The organism is Humibacillus xanthopallidus (genome assembly GCF_044793955.1).
In the GTDB taxonomy this organism is placed as follows: Bacteria; Actinomycetota; Actinomycetes; order Actinomycetales; family Dermatophilaceae; genus Humibacillus; species Humibacillus xanthopallidus_C.
Window position 1 is genome coordinate 3,372,262 of the sequence record NZ_CP084995.1, and the last position, 24,290, is coordinate 3,396,551.

General features: G+C 71.2%; 17 protein-coding genes and 1 tRNA gene. 7 read left to right on the forward strand and 11 right to left on the reverse strand.

Features of this window, described 5'->3' with window-relative positions:
* Positions 1–73: 73 nt before the first annotated feature.
* The 6 genes from lysA to LG278_RS15155 form a co-directional block, all read right to left on the reverse strand.
* Positions 74–1,492 (reverse strand): diaminopimelate decarboxylase, encoded by a 1,419-nt coding sequence (lysA, locus tag LG278_RS15130; protein WP_404388132.1) that lies wholly within the window; start codon positions 1,490–1,492, stop codon positions 74–76.
* Positions 1,493–1,494: 2 nt separating this feature from the next.
* Positions 1,495–2,295 carry a DALR anticodon-binding domain-containing protein gene (locus LG278_RS15135; protein WP_404388133.1) on the reverse strand — a complete coding sequence of 267 codons (801 nt, stop codon included), beginning with the start codon at positions 2,293–2,295 and terminating at the stop codon, positions 1,495–1,497.
* 64 nt (positions 2,296–2,359) lie between these two features.
* A complete protein-coding gene (locus LG278_RS15140) occupies positions 2,360–3,223 on the reverse strand; it encodes an ion transporter (protein ID WP_404388135.1) in 864 nt (287 codons plus the stop codon).
* Between the two features lie 259 nt (positions 3,224–3,482).
* Positions 3,483–3,554: transfer RNA gene (locus LG278_RS15145), tRNA-Arg, on the reverse strand.
* Between the two features lie 87 nt (positions 3,555–3,641).
* A complete protein-coding gene (locus tag LG278_RS15150; protein WP_404388137.1) occupies positions 3,642–4,709 on the reverse strand; it encodes a 1-acyl-sn-glycerol-3-phosphate acyltransferase in 1,068 nt (355 codons plus the stop codon).
* Positions 4,706–5,536 (reverse strand): patatin-like phospholipase family protein, encoded by an 831-nt coding sequence (locus LG278_RS15155; RefSeq protein WP_404388138.1) that lies wholly within the window; start codon positions 5,534–5,536, stop codon positions 4,706–4,708. The genes LG278_RS15150 and LG278_RS15155 overlap by 4 nt, the downstream gene beginning before the upstream one ends.
* 37 nt (positions 5,537–5,573) lie before the next feature.
* Between LG278_RS15155 and LG278_RS15160 the strand changes: the two genes are divergently transcribed.
* Entirely contained in the window at positions 5,574–6,191 is a 618-nt protein-coding gene (locus tag LG278_RS15160) for an ASCH domain-containing protein (RefSeq protein WP_404388139.1), read from the forward strand.
* Positions 6,192–6,193: 2 nt separating this feature from the next.
* Here the strand turns inward: LG278_RS15160 and LG278_RS15165 are convergent, their stop codons facing one another.
* Both LG278_RS15165 and LG278_RS15170 read right to left on the reverse strand, forming a co-directional pair.
* On the reverse strand, positions 6,194–7,231 hold the full coding sequence (locus LG278_RS15165) for a hemolysin family protein (protein ID WP_404388141.1): 1,038 nt from the start codon (positions 7,229–7,231) through the stop codon (positions 6,194–6,196).
* Entirely contained in the window at positions 7,228–8,586 is a 1,359-nt protein-coding gene (locus LG278_RS15170) for a hemolysin family protein (RefSeq protein ID WP_404388142.1), read from the reverse strand. Before LG278_RS15170 ends, LG278_RS15165 begins: the two co-directional genes overlap by 4 nt.
* Positions 8,587–8,760: 174 nt before the next feature.
* Here LG278_RS15170 and LG278_RS15175 point away from each other — a divergent pair, with 174 nt between their 5' ends.
* From LG278_RS15175 to LG278_RS15195, 5 genes are all read left to right on the forward strand, one after another.
* The gene (locus LG278_RS15175) at positions 8,761–9,849 is read left to right on the forward strand and encodes an ABC transporter ATP-binding protein (RefSeq protein WP_404388144.1); all 1,089 of its coding nucleotides are present in this window, start codon (positions 8,761–8,763) and stop codon (positions 9,847–9,849) included.
* Positions 9,846–10,649, forward strand: coding sequence for an ABC transporter permease subunit (locus tag LG278_RS15180; protein WP_404388145.1), 804 nt, complete (start codon positions 9,846–9,848; stop codon positions 10,647–10,649). The genes LG278_RS15175 and LG278_RS15180 overlap by 4 nt, the downstream gene beginning before the upstream one ends.
* A gap of 201 nt (positions 10,650–10,850) precedes the next feature.
* The gene (locus LG278_RS15185; RefSeq protein ID WP_404388146.1) at positions 10,851–14,750 is read left to right on the forward strand and encodes a multifunctional oxoglutarate decarboxylase/oxoglutarate dehydrogenase thiamine pyrophosphate-binding subunit/dihydrolipoyllysine-residue succinyltransferase subunit; all 3,900 of its coding nucleotides are present in this window, start codon (positions 10,851–10,853) and stop codon (positions 14,748–14,750) included.
* Between the two features lie 74 nt (positions 14,751–14,824).
* Entirely contained in the window at positions 14,825–15,001 is a 177-nt protein-coding gene (locus tag LG278_RS15190; protein ID WP_404388148.1) for a DUF6104 family protein, read from the forward strand.
* A 77-nt stretch (positions 15,002–15,078) separates the two neighbouring features.
* Positions 15,079–15,945, forward strand: a complete 867-nt coding sequence (locus LG278_RS15195) for a GDSL-type esterase/lipase family protein (protein ID WP_404388150.1) — start codon at positions 15,079–15,081, stop codon at positions 15,943–15,945.
* A gap of 95 nt (positions 15,946–16,040) precedes the next feature.
* Here LG278_RS15195 and LG278_RS15200 read toward each other — a convergent pair whose 3' ends face one another.
* Positions 16,041–16,472 (reverse strand): hypothetical protein, encoded by a 432-nt coding sequence (locus tag LG278_RS15200; RefSeq protein WP_404388152.1) that lies wholly within the window; start codon positions 16,470–16,472, stop codon positions 16,041–16,043.
* Positions 16,473–16,919: 447 nt separating this feature from the next.
* On the opposite strand from LG278_RS15200, the gene LG278_RS15205 reads away from it, so the two are divergent.
* On the forward strand, positions 16,920–17,168 hold the full coding sequence (locus LG278_RS15205) for a WhiB family transcriptional regulator (RefSeq protein ID WP_404388154.1): 249 nt from the start codon (positions 16,920–16,922) through the stop codon (positions 17,166–17,168).
* Between the two features lie 135 nt (positions 17,169–17,303).
* Here LG278_RS15205 and LG278_RS15210 read toward each other — a convergent pair whose 3' ends face one another.
* Both LG278_RS15210 and LG278_RS15215 read right to left on the reverse strand, forming a co-directional pair.
* Complete coding sequence (locus LG278_RS15210; RefSeq protein ID WP_404388156.1) at positions 17,304–18,791, reverse strand: sensor histidine kinase; 1,488 nt, start codon at positions 18,789–18,791, stop codon at positions 17,304–17,306.
* Between the two features lie 71 nt (positions 18,792–18,862).
* A complete protein-coding gene (locus LG278_RS15215) occupies positions 18,863–24,193 on the reverse strand; it encodes an NAD-glutamate dehydrogenase (RefSeq protein ID WP_404388158.1) in 5,331 nt (1,776 codons plus the stop codon).
* Positions 24,194–24,290: the final 97 nt, after the last annotated feature.

The window sequence follows — 24,290 nt, forward strand, 5'->3', positions numbered from 1 at the left end:
GGACGCTCATTGTTTCGCGATCCGGACATCGGCGGCGAAGGATCTGCGACATCCACCCCTCGTCTGGCGGACATCAGACGTCGAGGGCGAGCAGGTCGTCGATGGTCTCGCGGCGCACGATGACCCGAGCCCGGCCGTCGCGCACGGCGATGACGGGCGGACGCGGCGTGTGGTTGTACTGGCTCGACAGCGACCGGCAGTAGGCACCGGTGCCGGGCACGGCGATGAGGTCGCCGGCGGTCACGTCGGCGGGCAGGAACTCGTCCTTGACGACGATGTCGCCGCTCTCGCAGTGCCGGCCGACGACCCGGGCCAGCACGGGAGTCGCCTCGGACGTGCGGCTGGCGAGGGTGCACGAGTAGTTGGCGTCGTAGAGCGCGGTGCGCACGTTGTCGCTCATGCCGCCGTCGACCGAGACGTAGACCCGCGACGCTCCCCCGTCGAGGTCGACCGGCTTGACGGTGCCGACCTCATAGAGGGTGAAGGTGCTCGGTCCGGCGATCGCCCGGCCCGGCTCGATCGAGATGCGCGGCACGGCGACCCCGTCGGCGCGACACTCCCGCTCGATGATCTCGGCCATGCCGGCGGCGAGGCTCTTGGGCGGCAGCGGGTCGTGCTCCGTGGTGTAGGCGATGCCGAAGCCACCACCGAGGTCGAGCTCGGGGAGCTCCACGCCGAGCTCCCTGGCGATCTGCGTGTGCAGGCCGAGGATGCGGCGGGCCGACACCTCGAAGCCCGCTGTGTCGAAGATCTGGGACCCGATGTGGCTGTGCAGGCCGAGCAGCCGCAGCGCGTCGGGCCGCTCGAGGATGCGGCGCGCGGCCTCGAAGGCGTGCCCGCCCGAGAGCGAGAGCCCGAACTTCTGGTCCTCGTGGGCCGTCGCGATGAACTCGTGGGTGTGCGCCTCGACCCCGACCGTGACGCGGATGAGCACCGGCGCCACGACCCCGAGCTCGCTCGCGACGGCCGCGACGCGCTCGATCTCGTCGAAGGAGTCGATGACGATGCGGCTCACGCCGTAGTCGAGTGCGGCCCGGATCTCGGCCACGCTCTTGTTGTTGCCGTGCAGCCCGATGCGCTCCCCGGGCACCCCGGCCCGCATCGCGACCGCCAGCTCCCCGCCCGAGCAGACGTCGAGGTGCAGCCCCTCGTCGTCGATCCACCGAGCCACCTCGGTGCAGAGGAACGCCTTGCCGGCGTAGAAGACGTCGGCACCGCCCGACAGCCCGTCGAACACCTCGGCATACGTCTGCTTGAAATCCCTTGCGCGCGAACGGAAGTCGTCCTCGTCGATGATGTATGCCGGGGTGCCGAACTCTCGCGCCAGCTCGGTGACGCTCACTCCCCCGACAGTCAGCACGCCGTCGCCGCCGCGCCCGACCGACGTCGCCCACAGCGAGGGCACGAGGGCGTTGACGTCGACGGGGGTCCGCAGCCACGAGGGCCCTCGATAACCCTCGGCGTGCAGCGCTCCGGCTTCGTGTGCGTGCATCCCTACATCCTCTCCGGGGCCGCGGCGCCCAGCCGGGCCAGTCCATTGCGCAAGACGATGCGCACGGTGTCCGCGAGCGCCATCCGCGCGCCGTGCACGCGCTCGACGGAGGCGCCCACGACGGTCGGGCGCGTCGGGTGGTCCCACGCGTCGGCGAGGTGACCGAGATCGACGAGGGCCCGCGTGCTGGCCTGCTCGTCACGCTCGTGCGCGTCGAGCCGCTGCGGCAGGTCGGCCACCGCGACGAGCAGGTGGCGCTCGGCGACGTGGGTGAGCACCTCGAGCCGGTCGTTCGGCCGCTGCTGCACGCCGGCCGCCGCCGCGTTGCGCAGCAGCCGGCAGAGGCGAGCGTGCGAGAGCTGCACCGCGCGGAAGGGGTCGTCGGGGTCGCGCCAGCCCGGGCGCTCGATCACCGGTCGGTAGCGCTCACCCGGCCGGACGGCATACGTCTCGGGGGTGCTCTGCACGACGGGGATGATGCCCGACCGCGCGGCGTCGTCGAGCGTGATCGCGATGAGGCCCGACGGCGCCACCTCGACCGCTGCCACCTCAGGCTGCTCCGACAGCCCCTGCGCGAGGGTGCTGGCAAGGGCCCGGGGAGGGAGGTCGGTGTCGAGCAGTCGCACCCAGCGCTGGGCCACCGGCGTGACCCAGTCGGCCACGACCCCCGCCGACCGCGGGTCGACCGGCTGGAAGAGCCGCCCGGGTGGAGGCCCTGCCTCCGCCCCCTCCGGGAGGGCGCCGATCTCGGCGGCACGCGCGGCGACCGCCACGAGCAGGTCGCGCAGCTGCTCGGGCGTCATGACCCAGAGTCTACGAAAGGCCACGAGCCGTCAGGGCCGGCATCGCAACCACGCGTCCGACGCCTCATCCGGCCAGGATCTCGGCCTTGAGGTCCTCGAACTCCGCCTGGCTGATGACGCCGGAGTCACGCAGCTCCCCTGCCCTGGCGAGCTGCGTGAGCCGCTGGTCGCGAGCGGCGTGGGCAGCCGACGAGGAGCCACCGTCCCCTTCGGCCGGAGGGTGGCTCGTGGTCGGCGACAGGAAGAGGTTGGCGAGGTAGCCGGTGAGGGTGCCGAAGATCGCGACGCCCAGCACGATGATGACCGTTCCCAGCACGCGGCCGGCAGTGGTCACGGGGTACTGGTCGCCGTAGCCGACGGTGGAGATCGTGACGATGACGTACCAGATCGCGTCCGACGCGGTGGTGATGTTGCGGTCGGCAGAGGTCGCCTCGAGGCGCAGCATCCAGAGGCTGCCGAACTCGAGCACGAGGATGGCGATGAAGAGCAGGCTCAGCAGTGCGCTGCCGGCCCGCTCGCGGAGCAGGCTGCGGCCGATGTTGCGCACGCCGTAGGCCCGGAGCAGCCGGTAGACGCGGGCGAGGCGAAACAGCCTCAGCACCTTGAACTGCGGGAGGGGGAGGCTCGCGAGCAGGTCGGCCCAGCCGAAGTGCCGGAAGAAGTACTCCGACCGCGACGTCGCGGTGCGCAGGCGCACGAGGAAGTCCAGGAAGAGGATGACGCTGAGGACCGCGTTCATGGCGTTGAGAACCGAGTCGAGCGCTGGGTCGGTGAAGACGAGCGCCAGCACGATGTTCGCGATGGACAGGATCGACAGGGCCGCGATGAAGATCTCGTAGCCGGGATTCCTCAGCTCGTGCTGATCGTCGGGTGCGGAGGGGCGACTGGCGCCGACCTCGTGCACGGGCGCGCCTTCCTCCGGTGCCATGTCATCCTCCAAGAGCTCTGCGTCCCCGAGCACGGGTTCACGCAGAACGTAGCGCCGTGCGCGTGACCGCCAGGGCTACATCGCAAACATGGCTGCGCTGGTCATAGCCCCGGCCGCGGAGGGCAACGCCGCACGAGCGCGCGAACGCCCCCGTCAGGAGCCGTCGCTCGTTCCTCGCTCCTCCCGAACCCTGCTGGAGCACGACGTCAGGGCCGGTTGGACCGCGCTTCGCAGCGGTCCAACCGGCCCTGATCTTGCGTGCCCCCGGCAGGATTCGAACCTGCGCTCCCGCCTCCGGAGGGCGGTGCTCTATCCCCTGAGCTACGGGGGCGGGCACGTGTTTGCGTGCGCCCGGTGAGATTAGCAGCCGGGCGCACCAAACGCGGAATGGGAGTGGCTGCAGGACTCCCGGCGCGCCTCAGCCCGTCGGCGAGGGCCGCTCGAAGGCCGGCCGCGCCGGCAGCGGGCCGGGCGGGAGGTCGACCGGCCGGTGGGCGTCGATCCACTCGTCGATCTGCTCCCACGACGTGAAGAGCCAGTCGATGCGCCCGTCGCGCCCCTGCGGGATGTCCTCGCGCGGCACCCGCCACCACCGCATGATGATCTCCTTGTCCATCGGCAGCTCGCGCCAGACGTCGCCCACGGTGAGCATGTGATCGAGGCCGGTGTGGCCGACGAGCACGACGTCGGCGTCCGGAGCCGCCTCGAGCGCGGTCAGCACACCGCCGGGGCGAGGGGCGAGGACGTTGGTCATGCGCTCCGCGCGGTGGGCCATGGCGTGCAGCCCCAGCCGGTGCAGCGAGGCGATGGCCCGGTCGCGCCGGGCCTGCGTGAAGTTGCCCCCCTCGGGGAAGATGACGAAGGCGTCGTTGTCGTCGAGGTCGCTCGCGAGCTCGGCGATCTGCTGCTGGATGACCTCGCTCGCCGACTGCGAGCCGGGGTCGGGCGAGATGAAGCGCGCCGGCAGCCGGTGCAGCAGCAGCCCGATCGCGGGGTCGAGCGACATCGTGTCCTTGAGCACGACGCGGGGCTCGCGGCCGTACCAGTGCAGCAGGGCGTAGACGAGGATGAAGGAGTCGCCCGGGCCGGCGTGCCGCGACAGCACGAGGATGCCGCCGGGCTCGGTGGGCCGGGGCGGGTCGCCCTGCACGGTGACCTCGAGCCTGAGCACCCGGCGGGCCGCCCGGAACATGACGACGAGATACCACCGCATCAGCCCGTAGTGCGCCCGCTCGAACCACGGTCGCCGGATCGCCCACCCGAAGCCGGAGGCCACCCACAGCACGAGCATGACGAGGAGCATCGCGGTCTCGAGCAGGAGGTGGAGCAGGAGCAGCCACGCGAGGCGCAGCGGGCGCAGCCGCCCGGGCACGAAGGGCGACGCCGCGGCAGCCACGACGAGCCACAGCGGCACCGTCGCGACGACGAGCACGGTCAGCGCGACCATGGCGACGCCGAGCGCCACCCGTCGCAGCAGGCCGATCACGCCACACCCTCGAGGTATGCCGCCGAGGCCAAATGCGCCTGCTCGATCCGTCTGCCCACGGCGGAGAAGCTGCGGTAGGCGAGCACGGAGTCCTCGCCGTCACCCGTGCTGCCGGTGGGCATGACGTGCACCTCGATGTCAGCCGGCACCGCGGCAAGCTCGCGCACGTAGCGGTGGCGCCGGGCGATCTCGAAGGACACGCGAGCCACCTCCCAGGGGCGCGTGGGCACCGTCAACGGCTTCTCCGCGCGGCCGACCTGGAGCACGAAGATGCGCTGGGCGCCGAGCTCGACCGCACGACCCAGGGGGATCGAGTTGACGATGCCGCCGTCGAGGTAGTGCTCGCCGTCGACCTCGGCCGGGGGCAGCAGTCCCGGCACGGCGGCCGAGGCCACGACCGCGTCGACGACGCTGCCCGAGGTGAACCAGTGCTCCGTCGCGCGCTCGATGGACGCGGCGCAGCACTGGAACGGCACGGCCAGGTCCGCGAAGGTCCGGTCACCCAGCTCGTCGGCGATGCGCTGGCGCAGCGGGCTCGCCGAGTGCAGGTGCGTGCGCGTGCGCATGGCCCGGGCGGCCTGGCGCATCACGCTGTCGCCGTAGATCTCGCGGCCCTCCGACGCGCTGCGCCAGAGCCCGACGAGGCGCTCGACGACCGCCGGCGTCGGGTCGGCCGCGACGAGAGCGCCGTTGAGGGCACCGACCGACGTGCCGACGATGAGGTCGGGGACGATGTCCGCGTCGAGGAGCGCGCGCAGCATGCCGACCTCGACGGCACCGAGCAGACCGCCGCCGCCGAGCACGAAGGCCGTTCGCTGCGTCTCCACGGCCCGACGCTATCGCGGTCGCGTGCCACGATGAGGCGTGCTCATCTCGAAGCCCGTCGCCGAGGCGATCCGCGCCGGCACGGTGACGCAAGCCTTCCGGCGCTGGGACGCGCCCCGGGTCAAGGTCGGTGGCCTCCAGCTGACCCCCGCCGGTCTCGTCCGTTTCGACGCCGTGAGCCAGGTGCGAGACCCGTCACGCCTCACCGAGCGCGATGCGAAGCGAGCGGGCGTCAAGGACCTCGCCACCCTGCAGAGGTTCCTCGTACCGACGACGCGCAAGCCGTCCGCTCGAGGGGGCCGTGGCGGCGAGAAGGTCTATCGGGTCACGCTCAGCTGGGCCGGCGAGGACCCACGAATTGCCTTGCGCGACAGCCTTCCCGACGGCGAGGCGCTCGCTGACCTCGGCGCCCGCCTGGCCCGGCTCGACGCGCGGCCCACCGGCCCCTGGACCCGCGAGATCCTCGAGTGGATCCGCGACAACCCCCGGGTCGTCTCCAAGGAGCTCGCGGCCCAGCGCGGCGTCGAGCTGCTGCCGATGAAGGTCGACATCCGCAAGCTCAAGGCCCTGGGGCTCACCATCAGCCACGAGGTCGGCTACGAGCTCTCACCCCGCGGCGCGGCATACCTCGACTGGCTCGCGAGCCGGGGCCACTGACCTCACCGCTGGGTGGTGTCGGTGACCTCGCCGACGAGCTCCTCGATGACGTCCTCGAGGAAGACGACGCCGGTGACGGCGCCCTCGTCGTCGATGACGCGGGCGAGGTGCGAGCCGGTCAGCTGCATCGTCGCGAGCACGTCCTCGATCTCGTCCTGCTCGCGGACCGTGGCGAGCCGGCGGATGCGCTTCGGCGGGATCGGCAGCTCGTGCCGCTCGTCGTCGGCGTAGAGCACGTCCTTGAGGTGGAGGTAGCCCGCGATCTCGTCGGCGGCGTCACGCACGGGGTAGCGCGAGAAGCCGTGCCTGGCCACGAGGCGCTCGATGTCGGCCGGCTTGGCACCGAGGCTCACCGTCGTCAGCGCGTCGAGGGCGACTGCGACCTCGTGCGCGAGCTTGTCGGAGAACTCGAGGGTCTTGGAGACGAGGCCGTGCCGCTCCTCCTCGATGAGGCCCTCGCGGCGCGACTCACCGACGATGTGGGCGACCTCCTCGGCGGTGAAGGCCGACGCGATCTCGTCCTTGGGCTCGATGCCGAAGCGACGCACCATCCACTTCGCCGTCGCCTCCATCGCGCTCACGATGTGGCGCAGGCTCCGGGCGAGGAAGAAGAGCGGAGGCACGAGCACGAGCGCGGTGCGGTCCGGGCCGGCGATGGCGAGGTTCTTGGGGATCATCTCGCCGACGACGACGTGGAGGTAGCTGACGATGAGCAGGGCGATGGCGAGCGCGACGCCGCCAGCCCAGGCATCCGACAGCCCCCAGCCGTGGAAGACCGGCTCGAGCAGGTGGTGCAGCGCCGCCTCGGCGAGCGCTCCGAGACCGACCGAGCAGACGGTGATGCCGAGCTGCGCCGTCACGAGCATCGACCCGAGGCGCTCCAGGGCCTGCAGGCACGCGGCGGCCCGCTTGCTGCCGGCGTCGGCGAGGGGCTCGAGGGTGGAGCGGCGCACCGCCATGGCCGCGAACTCGGCGCCGACGAAGAAGGCGTTGCCGAGGAGCAGCAGCAGCGAGACGACGTAGACCCAGGGTCCGTTCACTCCCGCTCCCCCGTCGGCTCCGTCGGCTGCGTGCTGCCTGCGCCGCCCACCGGCAGCGAGTCGGGGTCGGGCACGAAGCGCAGCCGGTCGACGCGACGGCCGATCATGCCGGCGACCGTGATCCGCCACCCCGGCACCGCCACGACGTCACCGACGACCGGCACCCGGCCGAGGGTGCTCATGACGAAGCCGCCCATCGTCTCGTAGGTCGACCCGTCGGGGACCTCGGCGTCGAAGGCGTCGCGCACCTCGTCGGGCCGCCACAGGCCGGGCACGGTCCACGACCCGTCGACGAGCTCGCGCCCGCTCTGGCGGGTGCGGTCGTGCTCGTCGGCGACCTCGCCGACGATCTCCTCGACGACGTCCTCGAGGGTGACGATGCCGGAGGTGCCGCCGTGCTCGTCGACGACGACGGCCATCTGGAAGCCGCCCTCGCGCAGCTGGCGCAGCAGCGGGTCGAGCCGGATCGTCTCGGGCACGACGAGACGGTCCGACATGAGCGCCGAGACGGGCACGTCCTTGCGCCGCTCGTGGGGCACCGCCATCGCCTTCTTGACGTGCACGACCCCGTCGACGTCGTCCCAGTCGTCACCGAGCACGGGGAAGCGGGAGTGGCCCGTGCGCCGTGACAGCCGCAGCACGTCCTCGGCCGACTCGTCGCGGTGGATGCCGGTGCAGCGCACCCGGGGCGTCATGATCTCGTCGGCCGTGCGCTCACCGAAGCCGAGGGAGCGGGTGAGCATCCGAGCCGTGGTGATGTCGAGCGTGCCCGCGTCGGCGGAGCGCTGCACGAGGCTCGCCAGCTCCTGCGGCGTGCGCGCCCCCGACAGCTCCTCCTGCGGCTCGATGCCGACTGCACGCAGGAAGCGGTTGGCCGACCCGTTGAGCACGACGATGAGCGGCCGGGCGAAGGCGGCGAAGACGCGCACGGGCAGGGCGACGACCTTGGCCGTCGTGAGCGGCGCGGAGATGCCGAGGAACTGCGGGAGCAGCTCGCCGAAGACCATCGAGAACGCGGTCGCGAGCACGAGGGCGAGGGCGCTCGACACCGCGTCGACGGCTCCGGGCGACAGGCCGGCCCCCGTTAGGGGCCCGGCGACGAGGCTGCCGATCGAGGGCTGTGCCAGCGCCCCGACGACGAGCGTCGTGATCGTGATGCCGACCTGCGCTGCGGAGAGCTGGGTCGAGAGCTGCGTCACCGACTGGAGCACGACGCGGGCTCTCGAGTCGCCGTCGTCGATGGCGCGCTGGACGGTCGGACGGTCGATGGCGACGAGCGAGAACTCCGCTGCGACGAAGACAGCCGTGCCGGCGGTGAGCAGCACCGCGAGGAGCAGCAGCAGCCACTCGGTCACGGAACGCTCCGGCCGGCGGAGGCCCTGCAGTCGTCGGCGTCGCTCATCGCGCCCACTATAGGGAGACCACGCCGGTATGCCGTGTCGAGAGGTCCGCGTCCGGGGCGCGAGCCGCTGTGGTTGAGTTGGGCCCGTCAGGATCGGATCCGGCGGGGGCCGGAGGAGGAGAGCGTCGTGGATCCCGTAGGCCCAGAGCCCACCGGTCGGATCGAGGTGCGCGGGCTGACCAAGCACTTCGGCTCGTTCACGGCGGTCGACCACCTCGACTTCGACGTCGAGCCCGGCCGCATCACCGGCTTCCTCGGCCCCAACGGTGCCGGCAAGACGACGACCCTGCGCATGCTGCTCGGACTCGTGCGGGCCTCCTCGGGCACGGCGACGATCGACGGCCGCCGCTATGCCGACATCCACAACCCGCTGACCGTGGTGGGCTCGGCGCTGGAGGCGACGAACTTCCACCCGGGTCGGACCGGGCGCAACCACCTGCGCGTGCAGGCCGCCGCGGCCGGCGTGCCGAACCAGCGCGTCGACGAGCTGCTCGAGCTCGTCGGCATCCCCGCAGCAGCGCGCAAGCGGGCGGGTGGCTACTCGATGGGCATGCGCCAGCGCCTCGGCCTGGCCGCGGCGCTGCTCGGCGACCCGCACGTGCTGATCCTCGACGAGCCCGCCAACGGCCTCGATCCCGAGGGCATCCGCTGGCTGCGCGGCTTCCTGCGCCACCTCGCCGACGAGGGCCGCACCCTGCTCATCTCGAGCCACATGCTCTCGGAGGTCGAGCAGACCGTCGACGACGTCGTCATCATCGCCAACGGCAAGCGGGTGGCCCAGGGCACCGTCGGCGAGCTGCGGGGTGAGCCGACCGCCTACGTGCGCACCTCCGACCCCGACCGCCTCACCGCGGCGCTGCAGGCTCGCGGGCTGCGCGTCAGCCCCAAGGGGCCCGGCCTGCAGGTGACGACCGAGGACCTCGCCGTCGTCGGCGACACCGCCCACGCCAGTGACGTCGCGATCCACGAGCTGCGCAGTGAGCAGACCCACCTCGAGGAGCTCTTCTTCAACCTGACCGAGAGCGAGGGCGACCGCAACCGGCTGACCGACGCGACGTCGTCGGGTCCCGTCGGCGCCACCCCGGCCCCGGGGCAGCCCCCGGTCGCCGGGCGCGCGCCCGACCTGCCCCCCGACCTCCCGCCGCCGAGCGGCCCACCGGTCTTGCCACCCACGGTCGCCGGCTCGCCTGCCGACCCGAAGGAGGCCGGACGATGACCGCCGCCATCCGCGCCGAGTTCCGCAAGTTCTTCACCACCAGGCTCTGGTGGGGCATGTCGATCGCCGTGTTCCTCTCCGGGGCCGCCTTCGCCGTGCTCTTCGCGCTCGTCTTCACCAGTGACGCCGTGCAGGGTCCGCAGGGTGCGGCCGCACCGAGCACCGATGCCGACCTGGCCAAGGCGGTCTTCACCGGCGGCATCCAGATCGGCTACCTGCTGACCCTCGCGATCGGCGTCATGACGATCGGGTCGGAGTATCGCCACCAGACCATCACCGCAACCTTCCTCGCCGTGCCGCGACGGGGCCGGGTGATGGGGGCCAAGGTGATCTCGCTGCTCGCCATCGGCGCCTTCTACGGTGTCCTCTCCCTGGCCGGAGCCGTCGGCGCCGGCACGCTGGTGCTCACGGCCAAGGGACACGAGCCGTTCGCCGATCCCTCCATCTGGCGCAGCCTCGCGCTGTCGCTGCTCGTGCTCGGGCTGTGGGCCCTCATCGGTCTCGGGGCCGGCATCCTCATCCCCAACCAGGTCGCGGCGCTGCTCATCTCGATCGCGGTCGCCTGGATCGTCGAGCCGGTGCTCGGACTCGTGCTCGCCCTCACCGACTGGGGCCAGAGCATCTCGCCCTACCTGCCCAGCCAGGCCACCGCGGCGATGCTCGAGACGACCAGCGGCGGCTTCGACGGACAGCCCGTCGAGCAGCTCTCGTGGTGGGCGGGCGCGCTCGTGCTCGCGGCGTATGCCGCCGTGATGGCCGGGCTGGGCACCCTGCGAACGATGCGACGCGACATCGCCTGACGGCATACCGGCTGCCCTGACCCCGCCCACCCGACAGACCCCGCCCGCGGCGCGCAGGCGCCCGACGAGCGTGACGAACGCCTCGTCACGAATGGGTACTGGACGGGCGGGGGCCATGGCTGCTACCACCCGCTTCGGGGCTAGGCTGGACCCTCGTATACGCAACGACGCACCCGAGCCAACGAAAGAGGCGCATCCGCCGTGTCCGAACAGTCCACGTCCGGCGACCCCATCGCAGCATTCGGGCCCAACGAGTGGCTCGTCGACGAGCTCTACCAGCGCTACCTGACCGACAAGCACTCGGTCGACAAGGCGTGGTGGGAGTTCTTCAAGGACTACGGATCCGACGGTGGACGTGCCGGCAACGGCTCGGCACCCGCGCTCCCCCCGGTGGCCACCGCCACCGCCGCGCAGACCAACGGCGCCGCGCCCGCGGGCGCCCCGGCCGCGCCGGTGAAGGCCGAGCCCCAGCGCGAGCCCGAGCCGGCCGCCAAGGCACAGCCCGCTCCGGCACCGACCGAGGGCAAGCCGGAGGCCAAGGCAGAGCCGAAGCCGGAGGCCAAGGGAGAACCCAGGGCAGAGCCCAAGCCGGAGGCCAAGGCAGAGCCCAAGGGCGAGGCGGAGACCAAGGCGGAGCCCAAGCCGCGTGATGTGCCCGCCGTGAAGCAGACCGGGCCGGTCAACGACGACATCGTCACCGCCCTGCGCGGCGCCCCGCAGCGCGTCGTCGCCAACATGGAGACCTCGCTGACGGTGCCCACCGCGACCAGCGTGCGCGCCGTGCCCGCCAAGCTGCTCATCGACAACCGCGTCGTCATCAACAACCACCTCGCCCGCTCGCGCGGAGGCAAGGTCAGCTTCACCCACCTCATCGGCTACGCCATGGTCAAGGCGCTCGCGATCATGCCGGCGATGAACAACGGCTTCACCGAGAAGGACGGACGCCCGGCCCTACTGCAGCCGGCCCACGTCAACTTCGGCCTCGCCATCGACCTGCAGAAGGACGACGGCACGCGCACCCTGGTCGTGCCCTCCATCAAGTCGGCCGAGGAGATGGACTTCGTCCACTTCTGGACCGCCTACGAGGACATGGTCAAGAAGGCGCGGCACAACAAGCTGACCGTCGAGGACTTCAAGGGCACGACGATCTCGCTGACCAACCCCGGTGGCATCGGCACCGTGCACTCGGTCCCCCGCCTCATGTCGGGCCAGGGCACGATCATCGGCGTCGGCGCGCTCGACTACCCGGCCGAGTGGCAGGGCGCGAGCAACGAGACGCTCAACCGCAACGCCGTCAGCAAGATCATCACGCTGACCTCGACCTACGACCACCGCATCATCCAGGGCGCCCAGAGCGGCGACTTCCTGCGGATCATCCACCAGCTGCTCCTCGGCGACAACCGCTTCTACGACGAGATCTTCGAGTCGCTGCGCATCCCCTACGAGCCGATCCGCTGGATCCAGGACGTCGACTCCTCGCACGACGACGACATCAACAAGGTCGCCCGCGTGCAGGAGCTCATCCACGCCTACCGCGTGCGTGGCCACCTCATGGCCGACACCGACCCGCTCGAGTACAAGCAGCGCCGTCACCACGACCTCGACGTCACCACGCACGGCCTGACCCTCTGGGACCTCGACCGCACCTTCGCGACCGGTGGCTTCGGCGGAGCGCCCTTCCTCAAGCTGCGCAAGATCCTCGGCATCCTGCGTGACTCGTACTGCCGCACCTCCGGCATCGAGTACATGCACATCCAGGACCCCGACCAGCGCAAGTGGATCCAGGACAAGGTCGAGCGGCCCTACGAGAAGGCCGGGCGCGACGAGCAGATGCGGATCATGCGACGGCTCAACGCCGCCGAGGCCTTCGAGACCTTCCTCCAGACGAAGTTCGTCGGTCAGAAGCGCTTCTCGCTCGAGGGCGGCGAGTCCGTCATCGCACTGCTCGACCGCATCCTCTGCCGCGCAGCGAGCGACAACCTCGACGAGGTCTGCATCGGCATGCCGCACCGCGGCCGGCTCAACGTGCTGGCCAACATCGCGGGCAAGTCCTACGGGCAGATCTTCCGCGAGTTCGAGGGCAAGCAGGACCCCAAGTCCGTGCAGGGCTCGGGTGACGTGAAGTACCACCTCGGCACCGAGGGCGAGTTCGTCTCCGAGGACGGCAGCAAGACCAAGGTCTACCTCGCCGCCAACCCGTCGCACCTCGAGGCCGTCAACCCGGTGCTCGAGGGCATCGTGCGCGCCAAGCAGGACCGGCTCAACCTCGCCGGGGAGTCCTTCCCCGTGCTACCCGTGCTCATGCACGGTGACGCGGCGTTCGCCGGGCAGGGTGTCGTCGCCGAGACGCTCAACCTCTCGCAGCTTCGCGGCTACCGCACTGGCGGCACGATCCACGTCGTCATCAACAACCAGGTCGGCTTCACCACCTCGCCGAGCAGCTCGCGCTCGTCGGTCTACTCGACCGACGTCGCGCGGATGATCCAGGCGCCGATCTTCCACGTGAACGGCGACGACCCCGAGGCCTGCGTCCGCATCGCCGAGCTCGCCTACGAGTTCCGCCAGGAGTTCAACAAGGACGTCGTCATCGACATGGTGTGCTACCGCCGCCGTGGCCACAACGAGGGCGACGACCCGTCGATGACGCAGCCGCTGATGTACAGCCTCATCGAGGCCAAGCGCTCGGTGCGCAAGCTCTACACCGAGTCGCTCATCGGTCGCGGTGACATCAGCGTCGAGGACGCAGAGGCGGCCCTGCGCGACTACCAGCAGCAGCTCGAGCGCGTCTTCGTCGAGACCCGCGAGGCCAAGAAGGCCCCCGCCGGGGCTCCCGCCGCGGCGGGACCCGAGCGCGACTCGGACGCCCCTGACAACGCCGGTCTGGAGCGCCCGACGGCGCAGGTGCAGGACGACACGGCCCAGCGGCGGTCGGCCACCGAGACGGGTGTCTCGCCGAGCGAGCTCATCCACATCGGCGAGACCTTCGCCAGCCCGCCCAAGGGCTTCACCATCCACCCGAAGCTCAAGCAGCTGATGGACCGCCGCGCCAAGATGGTGCACGAGGGCGGCATCGACTGGCCGATGGCCGAGCTGCTCGCCTTCGGCACCCTCCTCAAGGAGGGCACCCCGATCCGGCTCGCCGGCCAGGACAGCCGCCGCGGCACCTTCGTGCAGCGTCACGCCGTGCTCATCGACAAGAACAACGCGGAGGAGTGGACGCCGCTGCTCTACCTCGGCGAGGGCCAGGCCCGCTTCTGGGTCTACGACTCGCTCCTGTCGGAGTACGCCGCGATGGGCTTCGAGTACGGCTACTCCGTCGAGCGGCCCGACGCCCTCGTGCTGTGGGAGGCGCAGTTCGGCGACTTCGGCAACGGTGCTCAGACCATCGTCGACGAGTTCATCAGCAGCTCCGAGCAGAAGTGGGGCCAGCGCAGCTCGGTCGTGCTGCTTCTCCCCCATGGCTACGAGGGTCAGGGTCCCGACCACAGCTCGGCGCGCATCGAGCGCTACCTGCAGCTGTGCGCCGAGAACAACATGACGGTCGCCTATCCCTCCACGGCGGCGAGCTACTTCCACCTGCTGCGTCGCCAGGCCTACGCCCGGCCGCGCACCCCGCTCATCGTCTTCACCCCGAAGTCGATGCTGCGCAGCAAGGCGGCAGCCAGCCCGGTCGAGGCCTTCACCGAGGGCGGCTTCCGCCCCGTCCTGCCCGACCACGAGGGCGTGACCAAGGACGTCACCCGCGTCATCCTCGCCAGCGGCAAGGTCGTGCACGAGCTCGACGCCGAGCGCGAGAAGCGTGAGGACACCTCGACGGCCATCATCCGGGTCGAGCAGCTCTACCCGATCCCGGAGCAGGAGATCCGCGACGCGGTGGCGAGCTACCCCGGCGCCGAGCTCTTCTGGGTGCAGGACGAGCCGCGCAACCAGGGTGCGTGGCCGCTCATGGCCCAGTGGCTGCACGAGGACCTCTGCGAGATGGGCGAGACCCGCCCGTGGCGCGTCGTGGCCCGCAAGGCGTCGGCCTCGCCCGCGACCGGCTCCTCGAAGAAGCACGCCGTAGAGCAGGCCGAGCTCATGGACCGCGCCTTCAACCGCTGACCCGAGCACGCTGCACCGTCGACGCCCGGCCCGCCTCCGCGGGCCGGGCGTCGTCACGCGATAACCTCCATTCCGTGTACTTCACGGACCGTGGCATCGAGGAGCTCGCCGCTCGCCGCGGCGAGGAGGAGGTCAGCATCGACTGGCTCGCCGAGCAGCTGCGCACCTTCGTCGATACTTTCCCGGAGTTCGAGATCCCCGTCGAGCGGCTCGCGACGTGGCTGGCGCGGCTCGACGACGACGAGGACTGACGAGGACCGATGAGGCACTGATGGCACTGATGAGGCACTGATGAGCCACCGAAGAGCACGGACGAGGAACTGACGACGTGAGCGATCCGACCGACACCGATGCCGAGCGCCGGCCCTACGGCGTGGGCCCCGCCTACCCCTCGCGCCACACCGAGTTCACCTCGGAGCCGCCGACGACGCGGTATGCCGCCGAGCCGGGCGCCGCTCGCACGCCCGCTGCCGCTCCCCCGCCTGACGCTCCGACTGTGCCGGCCACCCCTGCAGCTGCGGCCCCCGCGGCCGCGACGGCACCCGCCGCAGTCGACGCCGAGCCCTCCTTCGCACCGAGCCGCGAGTTCACCGTGGCCGAGGGCGTGCGCGACGTGGGCCTCGTCTTCATCGGGGCCTCGATGACCGCGGGCTACGGCGACCCCAAGGGACTCGGGTGGGTCGGGCGGGTCGTGGCCCGCACCCAGCACCCGGATCTCGACCTCACGGCATACAACCTCGGCGTGCGCGGCAACACCTCGGGCGACGTGGTCGCCCGCTGGGGCGCCGAGTCGCACCCCCGCTGGAAGGGGCGCGGCGAGCGGCGGCTCGTGGTCTCCGTCGGCGCCGGCGACATCACCTCGGGCATGACGATGGCCCGCTCGCGGCTCAACCTCGCCAACGTGCTCGACGAGGCGAGCAACTCCGGCATCAGCGCCTTCGTCGTCGGGCTCGCCCCGACCCTCGACCCCGAGCTCAACCGGAGGATCGAGGCCCTCGCAGAGGCCCAGGCCGACGTGTGCTCGCGGCGGGGCATCACCTACGTCGACTGCTTCCGCCCGCTCGTCAGCCACGACCAGTGGATGGCCGACCTCGCCGCGAGCCCCGACCGGGCCCACCCCGGGCAGGCCGGCTACGGCCTCGTGGCCTGGCTCGTGCTGCACAACGGCTGGAACGACTGGCTCGCGATCAGCTGAGCCAGCAGGCCCGGGCACGGACGCGGGTCGGTGCTGTCAGGCGCTCAGCCGACCGCAGGCACCGGCCGAGTGCCGCCGAGTGCCGTCAGGTGCCGTCAGGAGCCGTCAGGTGCCTCACGCGGGGCGCGGGGGGCGGCCACCGCGGCCACGATGCTGGCGAGCGCGAGGGCGCCCACGCCGAGCGCGAGCATCCCCTGGTCGCCCTCGCGCAGCGACCAGGCGACCGGCAGCAGCAGAGCGTTCCAGAGCACCGTCGGGGTCTTGGGCCACTCGTCCGCGCGGAACCAGGCCCGCGCCAGGGCGAGCAGGGCCACCCCGAAGATGAGGATGAGCACCGCCGACACAGCCGCCCGAGCCAGGTCGTCGGTGGCGCCGGAGACCATCTCGACGAGGTAGAAGACGACGATCCCGACGAGCACGAGGCCCTCCAGGAGGGTCAGCACGCCCGCCACGCGGTGCGCCGCGGTGACGCCGCCGCGGGGCTGCGCGCCGGGGCTCGTGCTCGGATCGGTGCGAGGATCGGTCACGGGAGCAGCGTAGCGATGACTCGACCTCGCGCATCCTCCACCGGGTCCGCACCGTGCCGAGCCGGCCCGCGTCGGCGGCGGCCACCGCACCGAGCCGCGCCACGGGGCGCAGGTGTGGAACTGTGGGCTTCCTGCCGATACAGTGTTACCTCGGTGTGACTTGCGTCCAACACGTTGAACATCCACGTGGGCTCTGGGCACACTGGTCATGCACTGCTCGCGTGCGGAATCATCCCGCGCGCGTCGGCGTTGGTCAGATGGGCTCGCCCATCGATCGATGACGCCGGTGCGTGACCACCTCGGCTCCGGTCGAGTCATGTCCGCACCACCACCACCACGACCTCACCCCCTCAGGCTCCGTCAACGACGCTGGCGCCCGGCTCCCGCAGACCGCGGGGCTCCGCCGGGGGCGGTGACGACAACGACCACAGAAGGAGCACAAGCCATATGGATTGGCGCGACCGCGCTGCCTGCCTGGAAGTCGACCCGGAGCTGTTCTTCCCCATCGGGAACACCGGGCCGGCCATCCTGCAGATCGAGGAGGCCAAGGCCGTGTGCCGCACCTGCCCCGTGATCGACACCTGCCTCAAGTGGGCTCTCGAGACCGGGCAGGACGCCGGTGTCTGGGGTGGCCTCTCGGAGGACGAGCGTCGCGCTCTCAAGCGACGCAACGCACGGGCCCGCCGAGCCGGCTGAGCCCCCGTCTGCCAGCCCGGTGACGACTTCGTCACCGGGCCTTTCCGTGCGTCCGGCGCCGGACCGGTCCACGACCGCATCGGAGCATCGGCCGCATCGGCCATCATGGCCGCCTCGGGACGGCGATGGGCGGCCCTATTCGAGCGGGCGGAGGCTGGCCGTGAACCGGGCTCGCGTGCCGTGCGGGATGACCGGCTCCCAGGTGATGCGGCCCTGCAGGTCACCGACGAGCGACTGCACGATCTGGGTGCCGAGACCTGAGCCCGGCCGGCGGGCCGGGTCGATGCCCTTGCCGTCGTCCTCGACGGAGACGACGACCATCGGCTTGCCGCGCTCGTCGGACGACCGCTCGATCGAGATGCGCACCTCTCCCCCGGCGTCGCCGAGCCCGTGCTCGATGGAGTTCTGCACGAGCTCGCTCATGATCATCGCGAGTGACGTGGCGTCCTCGGCGCGCAACCGGCCGAACGATCCCTCGGTCACGGTGCGCACGGGCGCACCGTTGGCGGTGACCTCGACGACGGCGTTGAGGCCGCGCTGCGCGATGGTGTCGAAGTCGACCGTCTCGTCGAAACCCTGGCTCAGCTGGTCGTGGACCATGGCGATGGTGCCGACGCGACGCTCAGCCTCCTTCAGCGCGATGCGCGCCTCGCCCTCGGGCACCCGGCGCGCCTGCAACCGCAGCAGCGCCGCCACGGACTGCAGGTTGTTCTTGACCCGGTGGTGGATCTCGCGGATCGTCGCGTCCTTGGTCATGAGCTCACGCTCGCGGCGGCGCAGCTCACCGACGTCGCGCAGCAGCACGATCGCCCCGAACCGCTGCCCGGCCTCGGTCAGCGGGATCGCGCGCATCGACACGGTCGTGCCGCCGGCGACGACCTCGGTGCGCCACGGCTGGCGACCGGTGACGACGAGCGGCAGCCCCTCGTCGACGGGATAGGAGTCACGCACGTTGTCGGTGACCATCTGGGCCAGGCTCGCCCCGACCACCTCGCCGAGGTGACCGAGGCGGTGCAGCGCCGAGACGGCGTTGGGGCTCGCGTAGGTGACGAGCCCGTCGATGTCGAGGCGGATGACGCCGTCGCCGACCCGGGGCGCACCCCGGCGCAGGCCCGTCGGGGCGCCCCCGTGCGGGAACTCCCCTCCCGTCACCATCCGGCACAGGGCGTCGGCCGTGGCGAGGTAGGTCAGCTCCAGGCGGCTCGGGGTGCGCGTCGTCCAGAGGTTGGTGTGTCGCGTCATGACCGCGACGACGTGGCCGCCGCGCACGACGGGGATGTATTCCTCGCGGACCGACTGGTCGGGGGCGTGGTCGTGCGGCACGAGCACCTGGCGCACCCGGAGGATGCGCTGCTCGGCCGCAGCCTCGTCGAGCAGGTCACGCGTGCGGCCGGGCTCCGCCACACGACCGACCTGGTCCTCGACGAAGACGAGCTGGCCCGTCGTGGGGCGGACGTGCGCGACGGCCTCCCAGTGGTCGCCGACGGTGCGCACCCAGAGCACGAGGTCGGCGAAGGAGAGGTCGGCGACGAGCTGCCAGTCACCGACGAGCAGGTGCAGCCAGTCGACGTCGTGGTCGGGCAGGTTGGTCCGCCCGCGCAAGAGCTCGCTGAGGGTGGCCACGAGACGCAAGCCTATGTGAAGGATCGGACCCCGCCCCGGGGGTCCGACCCTTCACGACCGCTGCGCGGGCCTCAGGAGCGGCGCGGCGCCCGAGCAGCCGCGGCCTTCTTCGTGGTCGCGGCCTTCTTCGCGGGTGCTGCCTTCTTCGTGGTCGCGGCCTTCTTCGTGGACGCGGCCTTCCTGCCGGGTGCTGCCTTCGTGGTGGTTGCGGCCTTCTGGGTGGCGGCTGCTCTCGTGCTCCCGGCGGCTGCCTTGGCCGCAGCCGCCGTCCTGGTGGCGGCACCCTTCTTCGTCGAGGCGGCCTTCCTCGCGGGTGCTGCCTTCGTGGTGGAAGATGCCCTCGAGGTGGAGGCGGCCTTCTTCGCAGGCGCCGGCTTCGCAGGCGCCTTCTTCGCGGTGACCTTCGCCGCGGGTGCCTGCCGCTCACCCGGCTCGTCGGCCGTGCTCGTCGGTGCTGGGGTAACGGCTGGCGACGAGGCTGCCGGCTTGGTGACGGTGCGCAGCGTGCGCAGCGCGACCGACAGCGCGGCGATGCCCGCGTGCGACATCCGCTCGATGCCCCCGAGTGCGCCACGCGCGCGGGTCAGGGCGTCGGCGTTGAGCTCCGACCACTCGGCCAGCCGCTCGGCCGGCGAGCTGCGCCGGTTGCTGACCTCGAGCACCGACCGGGTGAGGATGTGCAGCACCGCGTAGAGGTCGTCGCGCAGGGCACCTCGGGCCATCGCGTCCCAGCGGTCGTCGCGGGGCAGCATCGTCACCCGTCCGAGCATGGCGTCGATCGAGAAGGTCTCGGAGGTCAGGAAGTAGACCCCGACGACGTCGCCGAGCTGCTCGCCCGTCTCCTCGGCGATCTCGATAATGTCGAGCAGCGAGTAGCCGTCGAGGAGCGAGGCCGCGACAAGCGCGAGCTCCTCGGGGACACCCTTGCCCTGCAGGTCGCGGGCTCGGCGTAGCAGGCGCGTGCGCTCGCTGCCCTGGAGCAGCTCGGGGATGCGGGCGGCATACGCCTCGATGCCGGGACGGAAGCGCGCCACCTCGGCGGCGATGTCGAGCACCGCGGGCCGTGACGTGAGGAACCATCGCACCGACCGGTCGATGAGGCGGCGGAACTCGAGGTAGAGCGCGGTCTGCGCAGCCGTCGTCACGACGTTGTCGGTGGCCTCGACCTGGCGCACGTAGCCGGCCAGGTCGAAGATCTCGCGGCACACGACGTAGGCGCGGGCGACCTGCTCGGGCGACGCGCCGGTCTCCTCCCCCGCGCGGTAGGCGAAGGTGATGCCACCGCGGTTGACCATCGAGTTGGCGACGGAGTTGGTGATGATCTCGCGACGCAGGGGGTGGACCGCGATCTGGTCGGCGTACTTGCTGCGCAGCGCCTTGGGGAAGTAGCCGGCCAGTGTCTCGGCGAACCACGGGTCGTCGGGCAGCGAGGTCGTGATGAGCTGGTTCTTGAGGTAGAGCTTCGCGTAGGCGACGAGCACCGAGAACTCCGGCGAGACGAGGCCGAGACCTTCCTTGTTGCGGCGCGAGATCTCGGCGTCGCTCGGCAGGAACTCGAGGCCGCGGTCGAGGTCGCCGTGCTCCTCGAGGAACTGGATGAGGCGCTCGTGCACGGTCAGCATCTCGTGCTGCTGCGCGCGGGCGTTGCCGAGCAGGACGTTCTGCTCGTAGTTGTCGCGCAGCACCTGCTGGGCGACGTCGTCGGTCATCGAGGCGAGCAGCGTGTTGCGCCGCTTCATCGTCAGCTCGCCCGAGCGGGTCAGCTCCGTGAGCAGGATCTTGATGTTGACCTCGTGGTCGGAGGTGTCGACCCCGGCGCTGTTGTCGATGGCGTCGGTGTTGACGCGCACCCCCGCGAGCGCGGCCTCGATGCGGCCGAGCTGGCTCGCGCCGAGGTTGCCTCCCTCGCCGACGACCTTGCAGCGCAGGTCGGCACCGTTGACGCGGATCGCGTCGTTGGCGCGGTCGCCGATCTCGCTGTTGGTCTCAGGGGTGGCCTTGACGTAGGTGCCGATGCCGCCGTTCCAGAGCAGGTCGACGGGCGCCTTGAGGATCGCCTTCATCAGCTCGGCCGGCGTCAGGGTCTTGGTGCCGGCCCGCAGACCGAGGGCCGTGACCATGGCTGCGCTGATCGGCACCGACTTGGCCGAGCGGTCGAAGATGCCGCCGCCCTTGGAGATGAGCGACGCGTCGTAGTCGGCCCACGACGACCCGGGCAGCTCGAACATCCTGCGCCGCTCGGCATACGAGACCGCGGCGTCGGGAGTCGGGTCGACGAAGATGTGCCGGTGGTCGAAGGCCGCCACGAGCCGGATGTGCTCCGACAGGAGCATGCCGTTGCCGAAGACGTCGCCACTCATGTCGCCGACACCGACGACCGTGAAGTCCTCGGTCTGGGTGTCGACGCCGAGCTCGCGGAAGTGCCGCTTGACCGACTCCCACGCGCCACGGGCCGTGATGCCCATGCCCTTGTGGTCGTAGCCGGCCGAGCCGCCGGAGGCGAAGGCGTCGTCGAGCCAGAAGCCGTAGTCGGCCGAGATGCCGTTGGCGATGTCGGAGAACTTCGCGGTGCCCTTGTCGGCCGCGACGACGAGGTAGGTGTCGTCCTCGTCGTGACGCACGACCCGCTGCGGAGGCACGGCCTCGCCGGAGACGCGGTTGTCGGTGAGGTCGAGCAGCCCCGAGATGAAGAGCCGGTAGGCCGCGATGCCCTCGTCCATCCAGGCCGCGCGGTCGACGGCGGGGTCGGGGAGCTGCTTCGCATAGAAGCCGCCCTTGCTGCCGGTCGGCACGATGACGGCGTTCTTGACCATCTGCGCCTTGACGAGCCCCAGGATCTCGGTGCGGAAGTCCTCGCGCCGGTCGCTCCAGCGCAGGCCGCCACGGGCGACCTTGCCGAAGCGCAGGTGCACCCCCTCGACGCGCGGGCTGTAGACCCAGATCTCGAACATCGGCCGCGGCGCGGGGAGGTCGGGGACCTTCTTGGGGTTGAGCTTGAGGGAGACGTAGGTCTTGTCGTTGCCGCGGTCGTCGGGCTGGTAGAAGTTCGTGCGCAGGCTCGCCTGGATGACGCCGAGCAGCGCCCGGACGATGCGGTCGTGGTCGAGGCTCGCGACGTCGTCGAGCGCCTCTCTGACGCTCGACACGATCGCCTTCTGCCGCGCTGCGCGCTGGTTGCGACCCGCTTCGGTGGTGTCGTCGAAGGCGTCGGGGTCGAAGCGGGTCTGGAAGAGCTCGACGAGGCTGCGCGCGATGTCGGTGTGCGCGACGAGCGCCGACTCGACGTAGTCCTGCGAGAAGGTCGAGCCGGTCTGGCGGAGGTACTTCGCCACCGTGCGCAGGATGACGACCTGGCGCCAGGTCAGCCCAGCGCCGAGGACGAGCGCGTTGAAGCCGTCGGACTCGGCCCGCCCCTCCCAGACCGCGCGGAAGGCGTCCTCGAACCGGGCGCGCACGTCGTCGACCTCGTCGCCAGAGCCCCACCGGTCGGCGGGGGCCCGCAGGCCGAAGTCGAAGATGTGCAGGACCCGGTGGTCGACGCCGCGCACCTCGTAGGGGCGCTCGTCGGTCACCTCGACACCGAGGTGCGTGAAGAGCGGGAGCACCTGCGTGAGCGAGAGGTCGGCGCGGCGGTAGAGCTTGAAACGCCGCTCCTCAGGACCCTCGGCGGCCGCGTCGGCGTAGAGGTGCAACGCGGTCGTGCGGTCACCCTCGCCCAGACCCTCGATGCGGTCGAGGTCGGCCACGGCCGTCTCGACGTCGAAGTCCTCCTTGTAGGCCTCGGGGAGCGCCTTCGCGTAGGCCGCCATCGTGCGCGCACCCTCGTCGACCCCGCGCGAGGCGCTCAGCGCCTCGGAGAGGTCCTCGTCCCACGTGCGGGTGGCGTCGATGACGCGGCGCTCGAGGGCCGCCTCGTCGACGTCGGGGATGTCGACACCGGACGGCATACGGACGACGAAGTGCAGGCGCGCGAGCGTCGACTCGCTGACCCGGGTCGTGTTGTCGATGGTCGCGCCGCCGTAGGCCTCGAGCAGGAGCGCCTCGATGCGCAGGCGCACCGTCGTGTTGTAGCGGTCGCGCGGGAGGTAGACGAGGCAGGAGACGAAGCGGCCGAACTCGTCGCGCCGCGTGAAGAGCTTGGTCTTGCGGCGCTCCTGCAGGTGCAGGACGCTCGTCGCGATGTCGGCGAGCTGCTGCGGGCTCGTCTGGAAGAGCTCGTCGCGCGGGTAGGTCTCGAGGATCTGGAGGATGTCCTTGCCCGAGTGGCTGTCGGCGCTGAGGCCGGTGAGGCGCAGCACCTCCTCCGCCCGCACGTCGAGCAGCGGGATGTCGTGGATGGTGTCGTTGTAGGCGGCCGACGCGTAGAGGCCGAGGAAGCGCTGCTCGCCGATGCACTCGCCCCGCGCGTTGAAGCGCTTGATCGAGATGTAGTCGAGGTAGACGTCGCGGTGCACCGTCGCGCGCGAGTTGGCCTTGGTGATGATGAGGATCGTCGAGTCACGCGCAGCGCGGCTCGCCGCCGGCGTCAGGACGACACCCGTGCCGGCGTGCGGACGGTCGTAGCGGAGCACGCCGAGGCCGGTGCCGGCGACCTGCACCGAGATGTCGTGGCCGTTCTCGTGGCGCAGGGCGTACTCGCGGTAGCCGAGGAAGGTGAAGTTGTTGTGCGCGAGCCACTCGAGGAAACGGCTCGCCTCGCGCGCCTGGCGGGGGTCGGTGCCGGGTGGCGTCGCGGACTTGAGCTCGCTCGCGATGGTGAGGGCGTGGGCGCGCATCTTGGGCCAGTCCTCGACCGAGTCGCGCACGTTCTCGAGGACGTGTCGCAGACGGGCCTCGAGGTCGCTGAGCGAGCTCTCGGGCAGGCGGTCGATCTCGACGTGCATCCACGACTCGCGCACGACGCCGGTCGAGTCGTCGCCGCTGCTCAGGGAGGTGCCCTCCGGCAGCACCGAGCGCAGGTCACCGGTGATGGTGCGCTCGACCGTCATCTGCGGGTGCACGATGAGGTGCACCCCGCGGTCGAAGCCACCGAGCGCCGACACGACGGAGTCGACGAGGAAAGGCATGTCGTCGACGACGATCTGCACGACGGTGTGGCCCGTCGACCAGCCCTCGTCCTGCGATGACGGGTTGAAGGCGCGCACGTTGAGCGTGCCCACCGGGCGGTGCTGGGCGAAGTCGCGGTGCGCGAGGGCGAGCGTCGAGAGCTCACGGGAGGGGCGCGCCAGCAGGTCCTCGGTGGCCACGAGGCGGTAGTAGGAGGCGAGGAAGGCCTGGAGCTCCTCGGTGGGGTCGGCCCGCCGGCGGCGACCCGTGGCTCGTGTGCTGGGCGTCGGCGGTGCCGCGGCGATCGCGGCGGTCCGGAGGACGTCGGTCCGAGACTCTTCGAGTGACGCGGTCATGCGTGTGTCGGTTTCCTCACCGTGCGGCTCGTGCGCCGGCACATCGTCGTGCCGGGCATCTCACGATGTGAGCCTATCGCCGTCCGGCGTCGGCCTC